At 49.3% G+C, this 19,562-nt stretch carries 14 protein-coding genes; 4 read left to right on the plus strand and 10 right to left on the minus strand.

From position 1 onward, the window contains the following. Positions 1-47 precede the first annotated feature (47 nt). Genes wecB through BHU62_RS01620 form a run of 3 tightly spaced genes read left to right on the plus strand, consistent with a single transcriptional unit; the run spans position 48 to position 3,047 of the window. A complete protein-coding gene (wecB, locus tag BHU62_RS01610; protein WP_073528829.1) occupies positions 48-1,160 on the plus strand; it encodes a non-hydrolyzing UDP-N-acetylglucosamine 2-epimerase in 1,113 nt (370 codons plus the stop codon). Then, positions 1,157-2,242 carry a glycosyltransferase gene (locus BHU62_RS01615; protein ID WP_073528830.1) on the plus strand — a complete coding sequence of 362 codons (1,086 nt, stop codon included), beginning with the start codon at positions 1,157-1,159 and terminating at the stop codon, positions 2,240-2,242. Before wecB ends, BHU62_RS01615 begins: the two co-directional genes overlap by 4 nt. Continuing rightward, positions 2,223-3,047, plus strand: a complete 825-nt coding sequence (locus BHU62_RS01620) for a glycosyltransferase (RefSeq protein WP_073528831.1) — start codon at positions 2,223-2,225, stop codon at positions 3,045-3,047. The genes BHU62_RS01615 and BHU62_RS01620 overlap by 20 nt, the downstream gene beginning before the upstream one ends. 87 nt (positions 3,048-3,134) lie before the next feature. On the opposite strand, the gene rfbD is transcribed toward BHU62_RS01620, so the two are convergent. The 7 genes from rfbD to BHU62_RS01655 all read right to left on the minus strand — a co-directional run bounded on the left by rfbD (position 3,135) and on the right by BHU62_RS01655 (position 14,202). Next, a complete protein-coding gene (gene rfbD, locus BHU62_RS01625) occupies positions 3,135-4,016 on the minus strand; it encodes a dTDP-4-dehydrorhamnose reductase (RefSeq protein WP_073528832.1) in 882 nt (293 codons plus the stop codon). Beyond that, entirely contained in the window at positions 4,016-4,549 is a 534-nt protein-coding gene (gene rfbC / locus BHU62_RS01630; RefSeq protein WP_073528833.1) for a dTDP-4-dehydrorhamnose 3,5-epimerase, read from the minus strand. The genes rfbD and rfbC overlap by 1 nt, the downstream gene beginning before the upstream one ends. 686 nt (positions 4,550-5,235) lie before the next feature. Further along, positions 5,236-6,249 carry a UDP-glucose 4-epimerase GalE gene (gene galE, locus BHU62_RS01635; RefSeq protein WP_073528834.1) on the minus strand — a complete coding sequence of 338 codons (1,014 nt, stop codon included), beginning with the start codon at positions 6,247-6,249 and terminating at the stop codon, positions 5,236-5,238. Positions 6,250-6,655: 406 nt separating this feature from the next. Beyond that, on the minus strand, positions 6,656-8,032 hold the full coding sequence (locus tag BHU62_RS01640; RefSeq protein WP_073528835.1) for a TolC family outer membrane protein: 1,377 nt from the start codon (positions 8,030-8,032) through the stop codon (positions 6,656-6,658). 2 nt (positions 8,033-8,034) lie between these two features. Further along, complete coding sequence (locus BHU62_RS01645; RefSeq protein ID WP_073528836.1) at positions 8,035-9,366, minus strand: HlyD family type I secretion periplasmic adaptor subunit; 1,332 nt, start codon at positions 9,364-9,366, stop codon at positions 8,035-8,037. A gap of 54 nt (positions 9,367-9,420) precedes the next feature. Continuing rightward, complete coding sequence (locus BHU62_RS01650; protein WP_073528837.1) at positions 9,421-11,187, minus strand: type I secretion system permease/ATPase; 1,767 nt, start codon at positions 11,185-11,187, stop codon at positions 9,421-9,423. A 375-nt stretch (positions 11,188-11,562) separates the two neighbouring features. After that, on the minus strand, positions 11,563-14,202 hold the full coding sequence (locus BHU62_RS01655) for a beta strand repeat-containing protein (protein WP_073528897.1): 2,640 nt from the start codon (positions 14,200-14,202) through the stop codon (positions 11,563-11,565). Positions 14,203-14,567: 365 nt separating this feature from the next. Between BHU62_RS01655 and BHU62_RS01660 the strand changes: the two genes are divergently transcribed. Next, a complete protein-coding gene (locus BHU62_RS01660) occupies positions 14,568-15,626 on the plus strand; it encodes a glycosyltransferase family 4 protein (RefSeq protein WP_073528838.1) in 1,059 nt (352 codons plus the stop codon). 112 nt (positions 15,627-15,738) lie between these two features. On the opposite strand, the gene BHU62_RS24775 is transcribed toward BHU62_RS01660, so the two are convergent. The 3 genes from BHU62_RS24775 to BHU62_RS01675 form a co-directional block, all read right to left on the minus strand. Further along, entirely contained in the window at positions 15,739-17,241 is a 1,503-nt protein-coding gene (locus tag BHU62_RS24775) for a hypothetical protein (RefSeq protein ID WP_139282241.1), read from the minus strand. Further along, positions 17,241-18,401, minus strand: a complete 1,161-nt coding sequence (locus BHU62_RS01670) for an O-antigen ligase family protein (RefSeq protein ID WP_201788361.1) — start codon at positions 18,399-18,401, stop codon at positions 17,241-17,243. The genes BHU62_RS24775 and BHU62_RS01670 overlap by 1 nt, the downstream gene beginning before the upstream one ends. 141 nt (positions 18,402-18,542) lie before the next feature. After that, complete coding sequence (locus BHU62_RS01675) at positions 18,543-19,544, minus strand: acyltransferase family protein (protein WP_171971278.1); 1,002 nt, start codon at positions 19,542-19,544, stop codon at positions 18,543-18,545. Positions 19,545-19,562 lie beyond the last annotated feature (18 nt).

Genomic DNA, 19,562 nt, shown 5'->3' on the forward strand with positions numbered 1-19,562 from the left:
TACTGATTTTTACCGCCAGTATGGGGATATCAATTATTGAGACAGCCATGTTAAAGAAAATTATGTGCGTTGTGGGCACTCGGCCGGAAGCGATAAAAATGGCGCCGGTGATCAAGGCGCTTCAGGCATCTGGCGAATTCGCTGTTTGCGTATTGGCGACGGCCCAGCACAGAGACCTTTTGGATCAGGCTTTCCAACTTTTTGAAATTGAAGCCGATTATGACCTTAATGTCATGACGCCTGGGCAAACATTGCCGGAGTTAACCGCGCGTCTGATGACCAGCATCGATCGCACTCTCGAGGAAGCTGCGCCGGATTTGGTTATCGCGCAAGGTGATACGACAACCGTCTTCGTGACGTCCCTGGCCTGTTTCTACAAGAAAGTGCCTTTCGCTCATCTTGAAGCGGGGCTACGCACGCACGACCTGTATTCACCTTTCCCTGAAGAAGCAAACCGCATTCTTGCCGGGCATTTAGCACGTTTGCACTTTGCTCCGACTGAAGTATCTAAAGGCAATCTATTGCGAGAAGGCATTCCGACGGAGCATATTCACGTTACAGGAAACACCGTGATTGATGCCTTACTGGCGACCGCACAAAAGGCGTTCAATATCGGCGTCGACATTCCCAAAGACGCCCGGATGCTTCTTATCACTTCTCATCGCAGAGAGAACTTCGGCCAACCTATTGTCAATATCTGCAACGCAGTTCTTGAACTGATTGAAAAATATAGCGATATCTATATTCTTTTCCCCGTTCACCCCAACCCGAACGTGCGCGAAGTCACGGACCGCCTGTTGAAAGGCCACGAAAGAATCAAACTGGTCAGCCCATTTGACTATGGCCCCTTCGTTGCAGCCATGAAAAATGCCTACCTGATTCTTTCCGACTCTGGCGGCGTGCAGGAAGAGGCGCCAGCCCTGGGAAAACCCGTATTGGTCTTACGCCGCGATACCGAACGACCAGAAGCCGCTTCGGAAGGCGTGGTGAAATTAATCGGTACGGAACAAGCGGATATCGTGAGAGAGGCGTCTTTGCTGCTTGATAGCCCTCAGGCCTATCATAAGATGGCGAAAGGCAGTTCTCCTTATGGCGATGGTAAGTCCAGTCAACGTATTGTCCATATCGTCCGCAATTTCTTTACTGAACAATGCCAATGAAAATCGTATATCTTTCAGCGGTTCCATGGTTGAGCATCAGCCAGCGCCCTCATTTTTTCGCCAAATATGCGCTGACACATGCCACCAAGGAACTCTTGTGGATCGAGCCCTACCCCAGCCGTTTTCCCGGCCTTTCTGATCTGACCCCCGGCCGCCATGCGCCTGAACCCGCCGGATTGGATTTGATCGAAGGCCTGCAACTGACTCGTCTGGGTTTTGTTGCGCCCGTAGAGCCGATACCTTCTCTGTTTAAGCTGCTAAATCAGAGCAAAATCAAGAAAATAATTGACGATATAACCCAGTTTATATCGGAAGATACCATCTTGGTTATCGGTAAGCCCTGCCTACTGGCCACAATGCTTATCAAGCAATTTAAATGGCGACAGGTGTGGTATGACGCCATGGACGACTTCCCCTCTTTTTACTCCGGCGTATCTAAGAGAAACACCGCCAATCTTGAAAAAGAAATAGCTCAGCTCGTCGACCGAATATTTTGCTCCAGCCACGAGTTGATCAAGAAATTTTCATCTATAGCGCCTGATAAAACCATGCTGGTATTGAATGCCTGCTCGGATGATATGCAAAAACCTCATCTTCCAGCGCCATCGAATGAAAAAATCAAGTTTGGTTATATTGGCACAATCGCAAGCTGGTTTGATTGGAATTGGGTGATCGAGCTGGCAACTAAAAACCCGGAAGCGATCATAAACCTGGTCGGGCCAAGAAAAACCAGGATCCCAGAGAACTTACCCAAAAATATCATTCTGGAACCCCCTATTCCACACCCCCGGGTTATGGAAAAGATATCCACGTTTGACTATGTAATTATTCCGTTTTTACAGAATGACATTACTAAGTATGTCGACCCAGTTAAGTTCTACGAATACAGATTGGCAGGAAAAACCATTCTGTCTACGCCATTTGGCGAAATGCTATGGCATCATAAGGATGAAACCTGCTGTCCTGACGAAATGGTAGAAATAACCATACCTGACAATACGCTAGTTTTTCCTTCACCTAAAAAATCAAACGACATCCCAAGATGGAGTGGACGATTCTCTCATGTCTTTACCGGCTATTGAAGATGAAAAATTTCTTACAATCTCATTGGTAATATTCAAACCAAACCTTGTAGATTTAAGAAAGACCCTTGCCGCACTTGTTGAGACAAACGTTTTTAAAGCACACGACTGTTATTTGTTTGTAGTTGACAACTCACCAACCACTGAACCAGCAGTCACTTCGCTAATTAAAGAGTTCCTTGACGTTATTCCCGGAAGTTACACATCGCGACCAGACAACCCTGGTTTTGGAGTATCACATAATTTAAGCCTAGCTATAAAATCAAAGTACACCCTTATATTAAACCCAGATTTAGAAATGGATAAGAGTGCATTAGAAAATGCATTTTCTTTTATGGATGCACATCCTGAATGCGGTTTAATTACGCCTTATGCAACTTGGGGAAACGGCGAAACACAATATTTGTGTAAGCGATACCCTTCTGTATTTGTATATTTATTACGTTTCTTTGCATCGGTTAAGGGGAAGCGATTTTTCAAAAGCTATCTCCGAAGCTATGAAATGGCTGATACGCTGACGCCACACGATGTTTATTTCGACCCACCGATTGTGAGTGGTTGCTTTATGTTTTTCCGTCACTCTGTGCTGAAAGAATTATCCGGATTCAATCCTAAATTCTTTCTCTATTTCGAAGATTTCGATCTCAGCATCCGTACGGGGAAAATCACCAGAATCGCCTATGTCCCTGATGTCAAAGTGGTGCACTATGGTGGCCATGCCGCACGTAAAGGCTGGGCTCATATCAAACTATTTTCACGCTCAATGATTACTTTCTTTAATATTCACGGCTGGAAAATTTGGTAAGCCCCTAGCAAATAAACTTAATATCGATCGCTGCTGGGTGAACATGAGATTAATTAAAGATACCATGCTCACCCTCGCGCGATATTATCACTCTCCCCGTGCGTATCCCGCCTCCCGCAACCGATAAATCACGTATTCCAGAGCAAGCTGCCAATGTGAAGCCGGAATACCGATCTCATTAATTTTATTGCAATTCAAGGTCGAATACTTAGGCCGTTTAGCTAAGGTCATATATTGTTCTGATGTTATTTTATTGACCTTTGGCATGCGAGAAATCGCCCCCAATTTCACGGCTACTTTAAATATGTGCTCGGCAAACTCACTCCAACAGACCTCTTCATTCCCGCAGAAGTGGTAAACCCCCCCCTGAGCATCGCAAAGCAGCATTTTTATCATCGCATCCGCGATATCCCCTGCGTATGTCGGGCAACCGCGTTGATCGGCTACGATGCCAAGAGATTCACGTTGCTTAGCCAGCCTGAGCATGGTTTTAACGAAATTTTCGCCATACTCACTGAAGACCCAAGAAGTGCGAATGATTATCGCATCCTGCATTTCTGCGACAATCGCCACTTCGCCGTCACGCTTCGTTTTCCCGTAAATACACAACGGGTTGGTTCCATCCAACTCATTGTAGGGGAGCTTGCCCAGACCATCGAAAACATAATCTGTCGAGATATGGAGCAACCGGCATCCCATTGTCTTTGCCACCTGAGCCAAATTGGCCGGGCCGACAACGTTGGCTAACAATGCTGCATCGCAGTCCTGTTCCGCTTTATCGACGGCGGTATAGGCTGCAGCATTTATGATCGCCGTCGGTTGAAACTCCCGAGCAGCGGCCTTGACCTGCTCCAGGTTGGTAATGTCCAACATGTTGCGATCGGTCGCTAGAATGATCCACTCGGCTGGTGCCCGATCGATAAAACAGCGCCCGACCTGCCCTTTGGCTCCGGTCAAAAGAACTCTCATCAAATCAGTTCCCTGAGAAACTTGCCCTGCTTGTCCTTTTCCGACAAGACAGGGTGGTGAACGGGCCATGTCACGCCGACATCAGGATCATTCCACATCAAGCATCTTTCATGTTCGGGCGAATAGTAATCCGTGCACTTATATTCAAAATCCGCGACCTCAGAGAGTACGACAAAACCATGAGCCAAACCTGGTGGGATCCAAAGCTGGGTTTTGTTCTCTTCCGATAGCACAATGCCTTCCCACTTGCCAAATGTGGGTGAGTCTGGACGAATATCTACTGCAACATCATAGACTTCGCCTCGCACCACGCGAACCAGCTTGCCCTGCGGCTTGATATCTTGATAATGCAGTCCGCGCAAAACCCCACGAGAAGAGCGCGAATAGTTGTCTTGAACGAAGTCCAAATCAATATCCAGCATGTCTTGAAAGCGACGCTTCTCGAACGTTTCCATAAAAAAACCGCGAGTATCACTAAATACCGTTGGTTGGATGACTTTGACTCCATCGATTTTAGTATCGATAACCTGCATTCTGCGTACCTCATAAGACGCGAGAATCTATGCTCAGAAAATTCTCGCAAAATACAGTCACTTAAAACATCTTAGCTTTTTTGTCGTGATGATGAACAACGTAAACAAAGCCTAATCCTCCTCGTAGCCACCTGTTAGCAACACAAAAACAGAGGCAAACAAGAGAGCCAAGAAGCATCATTTTGCGGTAAGCGATTGATAAAATCCGTGACCAACCACAGCGTCTTTCCCTCAACGGTTTGATACTCACCACCATTAGCGCAAATCTTCAGCGCACCTTACTGATGCAAAGCAAGAAAAATGGTGGAATTTATAGCTTCACAAGCTTGATAGGCTAACATAACCGCTGCTCTTGTCTCTCTCAACAAACCTTCAACAAGGCATTTCCAGGAGGGAACATCTCATATTCACACACCAAACACCGTGACCAGCAATACCCTGCGGTTACATACCATAACGGCATATCATCCCAACAAAGTAACTTCTATGGCACCAGTATAATCCGATAGCGCGAATTTTTCATAAGGAAGTGCTGATTATTATCAGATAAAGGCCATCGATAAAACGAGGTAAAGGCCGCTTCCTGATAGGCCGTCTTTTTAATTTGCCCCGATAACATTATGGTTATCGGGGCCCGTCTCAGAACGCCGGCAATGATGTCTGATAGCTCACATCATCAACAACGCTTAACGGTAACCCTGAGGGTTTTTCTTCTGCCAATTCCAGGTGTCACGCATCATGTCGTCCAGACCCCGCCGTACTTTCCAGCCTAGCTCGCGCTCAGCCAAGCTGGCATCCGCCCAAAACGCCGGCAGATCGCCATCACGGCGCGGCAATATTTGATAAGGGATCGTGACGTTCGAGGCTTTCTCAAACGCCTGGACCATAGCCAACACCGAGTGCCCTACGCCCGCACCCAGGTTATAAGCCTTGAAACCGTTGATCTTCGCCAGATGATCCATCGCCTTCAAGTGACCTTCGGCCAGGTCCATGACATGGATGTAATCGCGCTCTCCCGTCCCATCTTTGGTCGGATAATCCCCGCCAAAAATACCCAGCTTCTCCAATTTGCCGATCGCCACCTGAGAGATGTACGGCAGCAGGTTGTTGGGGATTCCGTTGGGATCTTCGCCAATCAGGCCGGACTCGTGAGCCCCCACAGGATTGAAATAACGCAAAGCGATAATCGAAAACTGCGGCTCAGCCTTGGCGAAATCCTGCAGGATCTGCTCCACCATCAGCTTAGACGTTCCATAAGGGCTGGTTGTGCCGCCGATCGGCGTGGTCTCGACATACGGCACCGGCGAGTTGGCGCCATAAACGGTGGCGGACGAACTGAAGATGAACGCATGCACGCCGGCACGACGCATAGCATCCAGCAACACCAGTGTACCGGTGACGTTATTCTGGTAGTACTCCAGCGGTTTACGCGTAGATTCCCCTACCGCCTTCAGACCGGCGAAGTGGATCACTGAGGTAATCGTATGCGCCTCAAAAATACGATGCAGGCATTGCGCATCCTGAACGTCACCCTGATAGAACACGGCGGCTTTGCCTGCCAATTTTTCCACACGGTGTAAAGACTCCGCGGATGCGTTCGACAGATTGTCTAACACCACCACGTCTTCGCCACGTTCCAACAGAGATAAAACGGTGTGAGATCCGATGTAACCGGCGCCTCCGGTAACTAAAATTGCCATTTCCACCCCTTCCGCTTCGATTGCATCGAAGCATAGTTGCTCGTTCTAAAAGAAGGCCATTTGTTTAATGGGACGTTTAAGCAGGCCATCCATTGGTTTCAAAATGCATAATACAGCTCAATGGTTCACGCATGAAGAGAAAACGACAAGCGCGCTTCCTTGACCGATTGAGTTAAATGCAACCTCCCAGGACGCAACATCGCCGCGTACGATGTGATACTCGGGTGGTACAACCCGTTCCATACGGAGTTCGGTTGCCCTCTCCGGGCCGCATCCTCAGGTAAAGTGGGAATATTGAGCAGCCAACTAAAAACAGAGGGGCGTTGCGTAATGGAAGCACGTATAGAATTGAAAAAGAGCAGCTAAACGCTGCTCTTTCAGATTAATGCCCATAGTGAAAAGGCCACTAACGGCTACGGGTAAAATACTGCGCCACGCGCAGCACATCTTTTTCGTCCAACGTGCCGGAATCGCTCAACAAGGTAATCCAGGATTTGATGTAAGTGTACTTGGCGGAGGCCAGATCGCGCTGGGCGCTGTAGAGCTGCTGTTCGGCGTTGAGCACGTCGACGTTGACGCGCTGCCCCGCCAACACGCTCTGCCGGGTCGCCGTCACCTGCGTCGTCGCCGACGTCACCGCCAGTTCGTAGGCCGCCAGTTTGGCGCGGCTGCTGATGCACAGATTGAACTGCTTGCGCAGATCGTTCAGCGTCGTGCCGACTTGCGTGTCCATTTCCGCCATCGCTTGGCCATAGCGCGCCGCCGCCTGCCGGGTTGATGCCGCAACGCCACCGCCGGAGTAAATCGGCAGGCTCACCTGCACCCCGATGCTGTCGGTGCGGTATTTCTGGTTAACCGTGTTGTCGCTGCTGGAATCATTTTCCGAATGCGAAGCATAGAGCTGCACGTTCGGCATAAAGCCGGCGCGGTTTCTCTCCACCTCGTATTTCGCCGCATCGACGCCGTGACGCGACGCGGCCAGCAGTGGGTTATTCTCCAGGGCGATCTTTTGCCATTCGTCGAATTTGGACGGGATCAGCGGCGCTACCTGGAACTTGCCCGGCCGCAGGACCTGCAGCTCATCCAGTTGGTTCAACGGCACACCGATGATCACCTCAAGCTCGCGCTGCGCGGCGTCCAGCGCGTCACGCGCCTCGATGACCTGCGCTTCAGCCAGGCTGTAACGCGCCTGCGTTTCCGAAACGTCGGTCAAGGTGCCTTCGCCCGCACTCATCAGGCGATCGTTCAACGCCAGTTGCTCTTTATAGGCCGTCTTTTGCGCCTCGGCCAAAGCGATTTGATCTTTGGAATAGGCCACTTCGACATAGGCACTGATCACCCTCACCGCCAGATCGAGCAGTTTGCCGCGGTAGCGTTCATCCGACATCATCGTCTGCGCCACGCCGCCTTTATAACGCGCGTAAGCCTCGTAATCGAACAGCGGCTGCGTCAACGTGACCGAGCTGGAGTAGCTACGGTACTGTTGGCGCCGCGTCACCTCCGAAATATTGCCAAAGAAGTCGCTTTGCGGGTACTTCTGCGTTTGCCAGTTGCGCGGCGAATTCTGGTAGTTCAGCGATACCTTCGGCAGCAGCCCCGCTCTGCCGATATTTTCGTTCTCGTCTCCCGCTTCTTTCTCTTTTATAGCCGCCCGGAAGGTCGGGTCCTTTTCTAATGCCAGCGAATATGCGTCTAAAATCCCTATCGAATAAACCGGCGCAGACATCGCAAACAAAAGGGTGCCGATAACCAGACCGGCAGCCTGTCGTTTTGATTGAATCAAAATTATTCCTCGGTTAATGAAGTATGAGCGCGATCCAAAATAGGTTTAAACAGATAGCTCAGCAGCGAGCGTGACCCCGTTTTCACGAACACTTCCACCGGCATCCCCGGCTTGATGTCCTCGCCGTTGAGCATCTTCATGCCCTCCGGCGAGACCGTGACCTGCATCTGGTAGTAGGGTTCACCATTGGTTTTATCGACCAGACGGTCGGCGGAAACCAAAGTGACCGTTCCCGGAATTTTCGGGGTTTTGTTTTGGTTGAAGGCGGTAAACATCAGATCCACCGGCAACCCGTTGTACACCTTGTCGATCAGGTCGACTTTCAGGCGAGAATCCACCACCAGCGTCGCCTGGCTGGGCACAACGTCCATCAGGTGGTCACCCGCTCCCACGACGCCCCCCTGAGTGAAGATATTCAATCCGACCACGGTGCCGTCCACCGGTGAGGTGATGGCGGTGTTGCCCAGATCAAAATCGGCCATTTGCAGCTTGTTGCGAAACTCGCTGGCGTCCATTTGGGTTTGCGCCAGCTGCGTTCTGACCTCGCGCTGATAGTCGGCGAAGCGCTGATCGATACGCTGCTGAGATTCCTGCAGCTGCTTTTGCAATTGGCCAATTCGCCCAATGGTTTCATCGATGCTGCTGTTCACCTCGGCGAACTGGCGTTGAATTTCCAGATAACGGTTGCGCGGCAAGTACCCGTCCGCCGCCAACTGTTTCATGCTGTTCATCTGCTCACGCAGGCTGGAGAGTTGGATCTGCTTGTTGGCGCGCGAATCCTGCAACCCTTTCAACTGAAAACGGATCCCGTCCATCGACTGCTTATAACCGTCGATTTCACTGTGCAGCCCTTGGCGGCGAGAAGCGAACAGCTGCGTTTGCAACGCAATGATCTCCGCGACGCGCGGCTGAGCTTTGACCTCGGCGAAGAGGGGAGAAAAAGTGACGTTGTTCAGACCATCACGTTCGGCGAGCAAACGCCCTTCGGTGGCCAACGTGGTGTAGTACTGATCGCGCAGCGAATCGACCTGCGCCTGTGCCTGCACCTGGCTCAGTTGCACCAGGACTTCGCCGGCCTTCACCTTATCGCCGTCTTTAACCGCGATATTTTTGATGATGCCGCTGGCCGGAGCCTGCACCGTTTTGCGGTTGCCGGAAACCATCACCGATCCCGGTGACGCCACCCCTTTGTCCAGGGGAGCAAAAGCCGCCCAGGCCAGGAATCCGAACACCCCCACCCCCAGCGCCAACCATCCCATGCGGGTATAACGGCGCTCATCCAGCGGGATCTGTTCTGAGTACGAGTCATGCGGCTCGCCAATATGCGTAGACATACCAACTCCTTTGACTGCCGGCGACGCAAAAGCGCCGCCAGGCAAGTTCACGGCTTAATTAATTTGAGTTTTAGGGATATCGCCTTCGTCCGGCTCGGAGTTCACCGCACGCACCGCCTGCGCAGGCGCAGGCGCCTTTTGCGCATTCGCCAACGCCTGCAGCACCTGCTGCGTTGGGCCAAACGCATTGACGTTCCCGTTAACCAACAGCAGCAGTTTGCTGGTCATCGACAGCAGATTGGTGCGGTGGGTAATCAGGATCACCGTCTTATTGCGCTGCTTAAGAAACGTAATGGCCTGGTTCAGCGCCCGCTCACCGGCATCGTCCAGATTGGAGTTGGGTTCGTCCAGCACGATGAGCGACGGATCGCCATACAGCGCGCGGGCCAGACCGATGCGCTGTTTCTGCCCCCCGGAAAGCCCGGCGCCACCGCTGCCGATCACCGAATCGTAACCATTGGGGAAGCGCAGAATCAGCTCATGCACGCCGGCCAGCTTGGCGGCCTCTATCACCTTCTCCGAGTCCAGCTCGTTGAAGCGCGCGATGTTCTCTGCAATGCTGCCGGCGAACAGTTCAATATCCTGCGGCAGATAACCGATGTAAGGCCCCAGTTCGTCCTTGTTCCACTGGTAGATGTCGGCGTTGTCCAGCCGCACGATGCCTTCGCTGACTGGCCAGATGCCAACCAGCAGGCGCGCCAGGGTCGATTTGCCGGAAGCGCTTGGCCCAATAATCCCCAACACGTCTCCCGGCTGAATGGCGAAACTGACATTGTGCAACACCGCGCTCCCCTTCGCGCCGGGCGGCGTGGCGGTCACCCCTTCAACGGAAACCACCCCTTCCGGGCGCGGCAGCGACATACCGGTACCACGCGGAGGATGCTGCTCCAGCAACCGCACCAAGCGCTGATAAGCCAGCTTGGCGGAGCTCCAGCTTTTCCAAACGTTGATTACCTGCTCGATTGGCGCCAGCGTGCGCCCCATCAAGATGGAGCCGGCGATCATCATGCCCGGCGTGATGTGCCCATCGATCGCCAACCAGCCCCCCAGGCCCAAAACCAGCGACTGCAGCGACAGACGCACAAACTTGGTGATCGACGTGACCCGCGATGCCCGCTCGCTGGCAATGCGCTGGCTGTTCAGGAATCGCTGATGCAGACCGAACCAACGCCCTTTCAGATTAGGCAACATGCCCAGCGCTTCGATCACTTCGGCATTACGCAGATTGGTGCTGGCCAAACTGCCCGACATGATCGACAGCCGGCTGGCGTCCGCCAGTGGCTTCTTCGACACCACTTCGTTGATCACCGCCAGAGCGATCAACAACAAAGACCCCACCAACGCGAACAACCCCAGCCAGGGGTTGAACAGGAAAATCACCAGCAGATAGATCGGGAACCAGGGTGCATCGAAGAAGGCGAACAGCGCACTGCCGGTCAAAAACTGACGCACGTTGGTCAGATCGCTCAGCATCTGGCCGGCGTCAGAGGAGCCGTTCTTTAAGTTCGCCTCGTAAGCCGCGGTGTAAATGCGCGTATTGAGGCGCATATCCAACTGACTGCCGATACGTATCACCACCATGCTGCGCACGTATTCCAGCAAGGCCATCATGCCGAACAACCCTAGCATGATCAGCGTCAACATTAACAACGTGATTTCGTTACGCGAAGGAAGCACCCGGTCGTAAACCTGGAGCATATAAATTGAAGGAACCAGCATTAACAGATTAATAAACGCGGTGAATATACCAACGGTCCAGAAGACTTTACTCCGTGTCCGTATAACATCCGCAATTTCGTTGCGCGGTATAAATTGATTCACTTTCTGCCCTTACATCATGTGTACTGTCAGTCCAATCCGCATTGACCCCTTCCCTAAAGAAATTCCTAAAAGGACTTTTCTCCGTGAAGGCTCACCCCAAAAAATGCCCGAGACTGCAGATACTTCGGTTAACTATAGGTAGAGAAAGTGAAAACCGGCAAGGTGACTCATAAAAAAAAGCCGAACAAAAGGTCTTAAAAAGCATGATAAAACAGAGTGATACGAAGAGATTAAAACGGAGGGTAGTGATAACGAAATGGAATAACTTAGAGAGGATGATGCCGCTCACAAATTTAAATAATGCGGGGGAATCCCCCCGCATTATTTACCATAAAATAGTTTCACCGGAAACTATTGATTATTGCAGCTTTACCCTTAGGCGTAGTGCAGACTATCCACCAATTGCTGGTGGTTCTGGCCAGTCAGGTAAATTACGGTATCGTTGGCGTCCAGCGTGTGGTTATTGTTGTTATCAATAATCACATAAGAATCCGCGTTATTGCCGGAACCGCTGAACACGACCGAGGCCACCCCCACCTTCGCCGTCAGCGAGTTTGGATTGCTCAGACCCAAGATACCGCCCAGCAGGCCGACAACGCCAGTGGTCAGACCGCCAACCAACGAGCCCAACAGCGCATCCAGCGTATCCGCAGGACGGGTGCCGTAGTCCGCCACCGCAGTACCGGTATTGGACAGGGTCAACCCGGAAGCGGCATCGACGATCTTGTCTTTCGCCGTGCTGAAGTCGGTGATGGTAACCCCCGCCTGCGAAGTACTGGATTTCAGATCGTAGGTGTTAGCCCCGGCGCCGCCGGCCAACGTGGTGTTGCCCAGCACGTTGAAGCTGTCGGCCGTCGACGACCCTTCTACCGTCAGTTGGTAACCGTTCAGACCCAGCGCACTCAGCACCGGAGCCAGCAGCGCAGTGGTAACAGCACTCAACGGCAAGGCATTCAACAACTGAACGATAATACCGTCGCCGGTACCCGCATGGCTTGAATCCAGGTTCAAACCGCCGGTACTGGTCGAAGCGTTAACATCGCGTACGTTGCTGAAACCGCTGCCCAGCGTCAGGTTCAACGCATGATCGCCTGTCACGTTGACGGTCTGAACCTGCGCGTTGGATCCTGCCAGCGACAGGATGTTGTTAAACGAACCGGTACCGCCGGAAGCCACGTTAACCGTGGTCAACGCGGTGCCCGCCAGGCCGCTGCTGCTGCTGTTCAGCGTGATGGCACCGGCATTCACGTTGGCAGAACTCACCGCATCGAAGTTGATGTTGAAGTGATCGGTGGCGTTCTGGACGAAGGTGAAGTTCAGCGTACTGGCGGAGGTCGCATCCCCTTTCACTTCCAGCTGTGCGGCGTTGCCGCCGGCAGCGTTGATGACGTTGACGTTAGCCAGGCCGGAGATCACAAACCCTTGCGCCCCCAGGTTGGTCGCCGCGGCCCCCTGAGTGACCGCACCGCCCGCGGTGCCTTCCACCGTGGCCGTGCCGTTGGTCAGGCCAAAGTCAAAGGTGTTGGTTGGCGTGGTCACGCTGCTGGTGGTTGGTGCACCAATCAGCGGCGTCGTCACCAATGTACCGACAGACTTGCCGATATAACCGGTCAGGTCGATCTGCTCGAAGTTCGAGAAGTTGTTGGCATTGCTGGTGATGGTGCTGGTGCGGATCCCCAGGGCGTTCTGGTTAGTCAGCACCGTCTTGGTGATAAAGTTAGCGGAGATGGAGTCCGTGCCGGTACCGCCATCGGCCTTGATGGTGTTGGCGACAATGTTCGCGCCGCCAGGCGCCGCGTTCCCCGCCCAGTGCAGACTGTCATTACCCGCACCGAGGTTAAACTGCGCCGTGCCAACGGCAATATTTGCCGCCGACGTGACAACCACATTATCCGAGCCCGAACTGGCGTTCAGAATAACGTTGCCGTTGTTGACCGTTACAGCAACGCCTGGGTTGACGCCGTTGTCAGACAGGTTGACCGTCGCCGCGCTGCCGCCGTTGATGGTCAGGTTTGCCAGATGATCGGCAAACTTCAAGTTCACCACGCTGGCGACGTTGGCGTTCAGTTGCACGTCAGTCAGCACCGCCGTCTCTGCGTTGCTGATCTGATGAGAAATGCCCGAGTTGATGGAGCCGGTTGCGTTGCCGCCGGCGGCGGTGGCCGTCAGCGCCGCGGCTGTTTTGTAGACCAGGCTGGTGCCAATGTTGTATTCAAAAGCATGCTGATTGGTCACGGTCGCGGTGTCAGTCGCCACGGAGCTACGCAAATCGTTGATAATAGCCTGAGTGATAACGGACTTGTCCGTTCCCAGCGCACGGTAGGTCGCCAAAACACCGGCGCTCGGATCGACGCCATAAACGCCTTTATAGACATATTGGATAAAAGCGTCACCGTTTAATTTCGTCCCCTTTTGCTGGAATTCAGAGGAATAGATGAGGCTCTTAACTAACGACTGGAATGTGTTTCCTGGTTGAAGCACATAATTTGTCCAATACCCGAGGCCGTTTGAGTCTGCAGCCCGGTAGGCCGCAGCAAGGTACACCGAGGCGACTTGTTCTTGTGCGCTGAGCGCCACGCTCCACTGGTTCCAAGCGGCGGAACCGTAGTTGTTAAAGAGCATGGCATCCAGATGGCCTTCCAGCGTAGACTGCGAAGAAAGTGTCGCGCCGTCAAAACCTTTGTAGTTGAGCAAACCGTCGATAGCGTTAAAAATGGCATCGTTGAGAGAGGTGGTATTCAGTATGGTTTGCAGCGCCGCATCCGCCGGTGAAGACCCGTAAGCTTGCGTATAAATTGCTTTTAAAATTTCCAACGGGGTTTTCGATGCGTATAAAGCCTGTCCTGCCGCAGATGTTATTAACCCGCCAATATAATCCTGAGCCGTTATTTGTCCGGTACGGATTTGCCCCGCAGCGCTATCGAATGATGTCGGACCAGTATAGGTATTTTGGCCGAGAACCGCATAAAGTATAGCAGCCACTTCTTTTTGGTAAAACAGTACTTGAGAAGCCATAATCATATCCTCAAAAATTCAAAATTGAAAACTCAATCCTAAACGTACTCCAAAGAGACATTAACCACATAAATAGCAGGGATCACCCAGATGCGATCACAAATCACGTAGCCAATGTCGAGGATAAGAACAGTTCAAAAGGTTAAGATTGTCAACGTCACAAAAGTTAATGTCATACACTTGCAATAACACAGAACAAAACACCACAATTATTTGTTTTTAAATCAATAACTATCAAAATAATCATTAGTGAAGCGCCGGACGCCACTGCCGATGCTCTCGCCATATCACTTGACTAACATACTCAGATGACGCACGATTGTTGCCATGATCGGCATCTCTTAAAACGATAATAGCCAAATACGATGATATATATTAATGCTCGTTTTTTGACGCAGGAAATAACTGGAGTTCAAAGATTTGCAGAAATGATTTCATTGGAACTATGTAAGAAATACGATGATATTATTTTTGTCTGTCCGAAAGGTGTATTAAGGAACGATGTCGCGCAAAAACTGCGTGTAAAACAGATAGGTTTATCGCATGGGCATCTATGGGAACAAGTAGAGCTTCCCGCCTATTTGATAAGAAAAGGCTCTCCACTGCTTATAAACTTGGGAAGCACAGGCCCTATCGCCTATAAAAATAAAGTCATCACTCATCACGATATCACCTACCTAAGATACCCTGAAAGCTATTCCAGGGATTTTCTTTTATTTTACAAGCTCTTGGTGCCGATGATGATTAAAACATCCAAGCATCTTCTCACCGTGAGCGAATTCTCCAAGAGAGAAATAACCAACGCCTATCAATACCCACAAGATAAAACGTCTGTGATCTATAATGCCGTGGAGGACAAGTTCCAGTCCAAACAGCAGGAGACGCCCAACGCTTACTTCCTTGCTGTTGCATCAAGAAACTTTCACAAGAATCATCGCGGAATGATTGACGCATTCCTGGCATTAAAAAGTAAGTCTTCGAGCAATCGGAATATCAAGTTGAAAATTATTGGTGACTCGTTCAAGGCATTATCTTATAAGAACCACAATGCCATCGAGGAAATGGAAGATATAGAATTTTTAGGGCGGGTAGATGATGATGAGTTAATCAGGCTTTATCAAAACGCTTACGCTTTCATATTCCCATCATTTTATGAGGGCTTTGGTATTCCGCCACTGGAGGCGCAGGCATGCGGCTGCCCCGTACTGGCCTCGAATCAGGCGTCTATCCCCGAGATCTTGGGAGAGAGCGCCCTGTATTTCAACCCATTCAGTGGGAATGAAATGATTCACGCAATGGAGGATATTCTGCGAGAGAATGAACTGCGGTTGCAGTTGATTAGGAAGGGGCATGAGAACATTAAGCGATTCTCATGGGAGCTATCGGCGGAAAAACTGATTCAGATAGTAAGAGGTATTGGTTAATACAATAAAAACAATAATAAAAAAGAAATTTATAGTATAAACAGCACATATTGAACATTCAGAAAAAACGCATATTGCTGTCAAACCGGACAGACATCGCTAAATAATGCGTTTATTTCATCGAATATTGCAACCGGCTTGCCACAAAAGAAATATCCACGATCCACTGGCGCCCATCGCTGCTAGGCCTGGTTATGCTTAACATCGATTTGTTGAACGATATGATGGAATCATGCGCCAGTTTCGACTTCATCGGCGAAAGAGCCGTGTCAGATATCATACCATTGCCATCCCGATCAACAGCAGCAAAGACCAGTTTCCGCTCAATCCCCGCCGGCGACATGATAGAAACGTCTATAAAGGCGCTTTCTCCAGAGTTAAACTTGATAACATCAACGCTATCCGTTTGTTCAAATGTGCCGGAGAGAGAGGCCGGATTTCTAATGTAGTTAACCGAACCATCAGAGTTAGCCTGGAATCGGCTGCAAAACACGGTCTTGGTTGTAGCCAGATTTTCACTCAGGCAAACGACACTCCCTACAATGTACAGCACCCCACCAGAAACCAAATCGATAGTGTTTTTCGGATGCTTTTCAACCGTTATAATTCCATAAAAATTAGAACGCGGTAGTCCGTCGTGTTGAATAATCGGTGAGGAAGATAGCCCCCTGAAAACGTGAATTGACATCGGTGCATTATACACCAGGCAGTTTTTGCCGATTAAAACATGCGGTGAGTTATCATCCTTGGTCTGCTGTTGAAAGATGCACTCACTCAACCCCGTGCCATGAAAAGACTCATTGCCTTTGTCTCTTTCATAAGAAATTCCCGTGCTGCACGACGCAGAAAAAGTACATTTATCCAGAACGTTAAACTCACTGAATCCTTTACTGCTTTCGTTTATCATCCTAATGCCAATATGGCAGTTTGAGAATATACAGCGTTCAATAGAGAGGCCACACTGGTCAGCAACAATAAGAACGCCATTATTATCCCCATCACCGGAGAAATGAATCCCGGAGATATTGGATGAACAGAGAATACCGGATCCGCCCTTAATTTTCATGAAGCTATTGCTTGAAAACTTCAGGATTGTTCCTTTGTCAGCCCGACGTCCGCCACAACCGATAAGGTTTGGGCAGGAGAATGAAGCTTTTTTCTCAACAATACCTGAATGATAATAGACACCAGAACCATATGATATATCAATACCTTCTTGATCGGCGTAATTGATAAGATTTATATGATCGGCAGTATTATCATATTTCCCATCGGGAACCATGCCGGCAAACGAAGCGTCAATGGCGCCCGTTCTATCCATAACCCGTGACCACACGCCGTTCGCAGAAGGGTATGTGGTTATCATGTTAATTTTGATGTCGTTGCCTACCGAATGAACAAGCAAACCACCGCCAATGCGTCCTCCTTCATGATAAGACAATAGGCAAGCGATGGCACCGTTTTCTGCGGTGCCTGACTTTAGGCTGGCGACACTGTCGTATGAAGTAGCACCGCCCGGCCTGGCGACGTTATCCTCACTCCTCCCTGAAGCGGAAATCGGTAATGCAACCGCAGCAGGTAACGCAATGCTCAGCAACTTTCTACGAGATACCATTAACTCCCCTCTTCACGATGACGATTGGCATAAGAAATCTGCCCCATGACCATACCTATCAACATCCAGTAATATGGCCGCATGAAATTAGATTCGATAAATAATGCCAACATAGCAACTATCAATGAACAAACGATGATTGGCGCACTAGACTTATCACGATTAGCTTCTGCAAGCAGTTTAAAATGCCATACTAACCACACAGCCAATGCCATCCACCCACATGTTGCCGCGATCTCAAAATAGATATTGATAGGCTCATTACCCAATGGAGATATATATTCTGGCATTCCAGAGAATTTAGGCAAATACGTCGTTAGAGTATATTCTTGGAAGGTCCCTATGCCAACCCCAAAGAATGTATTAAAAGCAGTATCAAATGTTAACTGTGCGCGAGGCCACCTGTTCCCTGTTCGGTCCATCGCAGCATCAAATAAATTAGCGGAATTAGAAAGGTTCTGGAAAGTCACTGATATTAAGTCGTTATTACTTTCCGAATACCACGACATTCCAAGCCAAGCTACAGAGCACATTGCAACCATGACAATGATTTTTTTAAACTTACCTTTCCCATACAGAGAGAGCACTATCGCTGCAATAAGGAAAACGAAAAGCATATTGGCACTTTTGGTTGTATACAGCGCAACAAGCAAAAAGGCAACATCCATAGGAGATGTATATTTTTGTTGTGTGGCCCCCGCCCTGCCGCTCTTAAGATAAGCGCTAAAGACCAGAACAATATATGGCGTCAGAGAGAGCGCAAAATAAGATGGCTCATAATATAAGACCTGTGCTCGCCATTGAATACCGGTGAAGTAGAGAATTGCACCAATAATTATCTGTATTCTATAGGCATCTCTGACACCAAGAATGGCTTGTGATTCATCCGCAGCAACAAGGTTTTTATAAACAATCGAAACGGAAAGATAATTAAACATTATCCATAGCACATAACCCAGTGACTTACCCTGGAGCGGAGAATATAGAACCGAGGGCAAGCAAGCGACGGCAAATAGAATGACGTATATAAGCCATTTATCTATCGACCTTTTTTTATATATAGTATAAACACCATAACAGAGCAAAGGAATAAGCGTCAGCCTTAGACCTGAGAACTGAATTACATCAACGCTAACAAGTAACGTTGCAATAATCGCCATCAATCTTACTTTTCTTATCTTCATTTAAGATAAACCAATCAATCATTAGTCATTAAATTATACATAAACTTTACCATAGAACACTAAAATAGAGCAATAAACAAGTTAAAATAAAGTTTTAATTCAGTCTTATCTTTTACTTTATGTGTAATTAACGCTCGCCTTACCTAAAATGTGTCTTTTTACGAGTGCTTTTACCTTTTTATTCACCGGCTCTTCTAATATCTTAAATATAAATAATGAGAGCAGGGTTGAAAAAGCGAATGATAAAATAACCGCATACACATGTTCTTCAGTAATAAACCGCTTAACCAACACCGCGCAAGGCTGATGAAACAGGTAAAGGGAAAACGATATTTTACCGAAAAATTCCAGTAAAGAAGAGCGGAGTGAGAATTTTTTAAAGAGTAAAAACATTGCTATTGCTATTAAGTCTGAGCTAATAAATCTGTATGGATTCTCGTGATATCCCCAATCTTTGCTGTAAGACAAAAATGACGATGCAATGATAGTGAAAATGACAAAAATAGAGCCGTATAAGCACCGCTGCTTACTATCTTTCTCAGTGACAAAAATTGATGAGATCAGGATGACACTAATACCTATTGGTACCGCAGAAGGTGCCTTGACGTTCATATAATAGCGGATAACACCAAAAACTAAGGAAATGAAAACAAATGATAAAAAAGCCGCCTTTAGCTTATTCCTCGTTACACCTGAAAAAGCTAAGCACGCGGCGATTACGAAATAGAAAACCCACTCAATTTGTAGCGTCCAATAAACCCCATTAATATCCCTCACGCCGAAGAAACGCTGGAGCATTGTAAAATTACCGAGTAACTCATACCACGTAGCCGAATATACCAGAAATGACAAAAGCACAGACACGATATATGCAGGATATAATCTTCCTATACGTAGCATTAAGAAAGACGTGACTGTCTCGTCTTTCTTCTTAATTGTTGTCGCTGTAACAATGTATCCACTGATAATGAAAAAAACAATGACGCCAAAATTCCCGAAAGAAAAGTATAGCGCCCTAGGATCAAGATAGTGTTCAATCACAACAGAAAGGCACGCTATGCCACGTAGAGCTTCTAGCCAGCGCATATGGTTAGGTTGATAAGCGACATTACTATTCATGGCTGCACCGTCTGCATA

The organism is Serratia marcescens (assembly GCF_001902635.1).
Taxonomy (GTDB): Bacteria; Pseudomonadota; Gammaproteobacteria; order Enterobacterales; family Enterobacteriaceae; genus Serratia; species Serratia marcescens_F.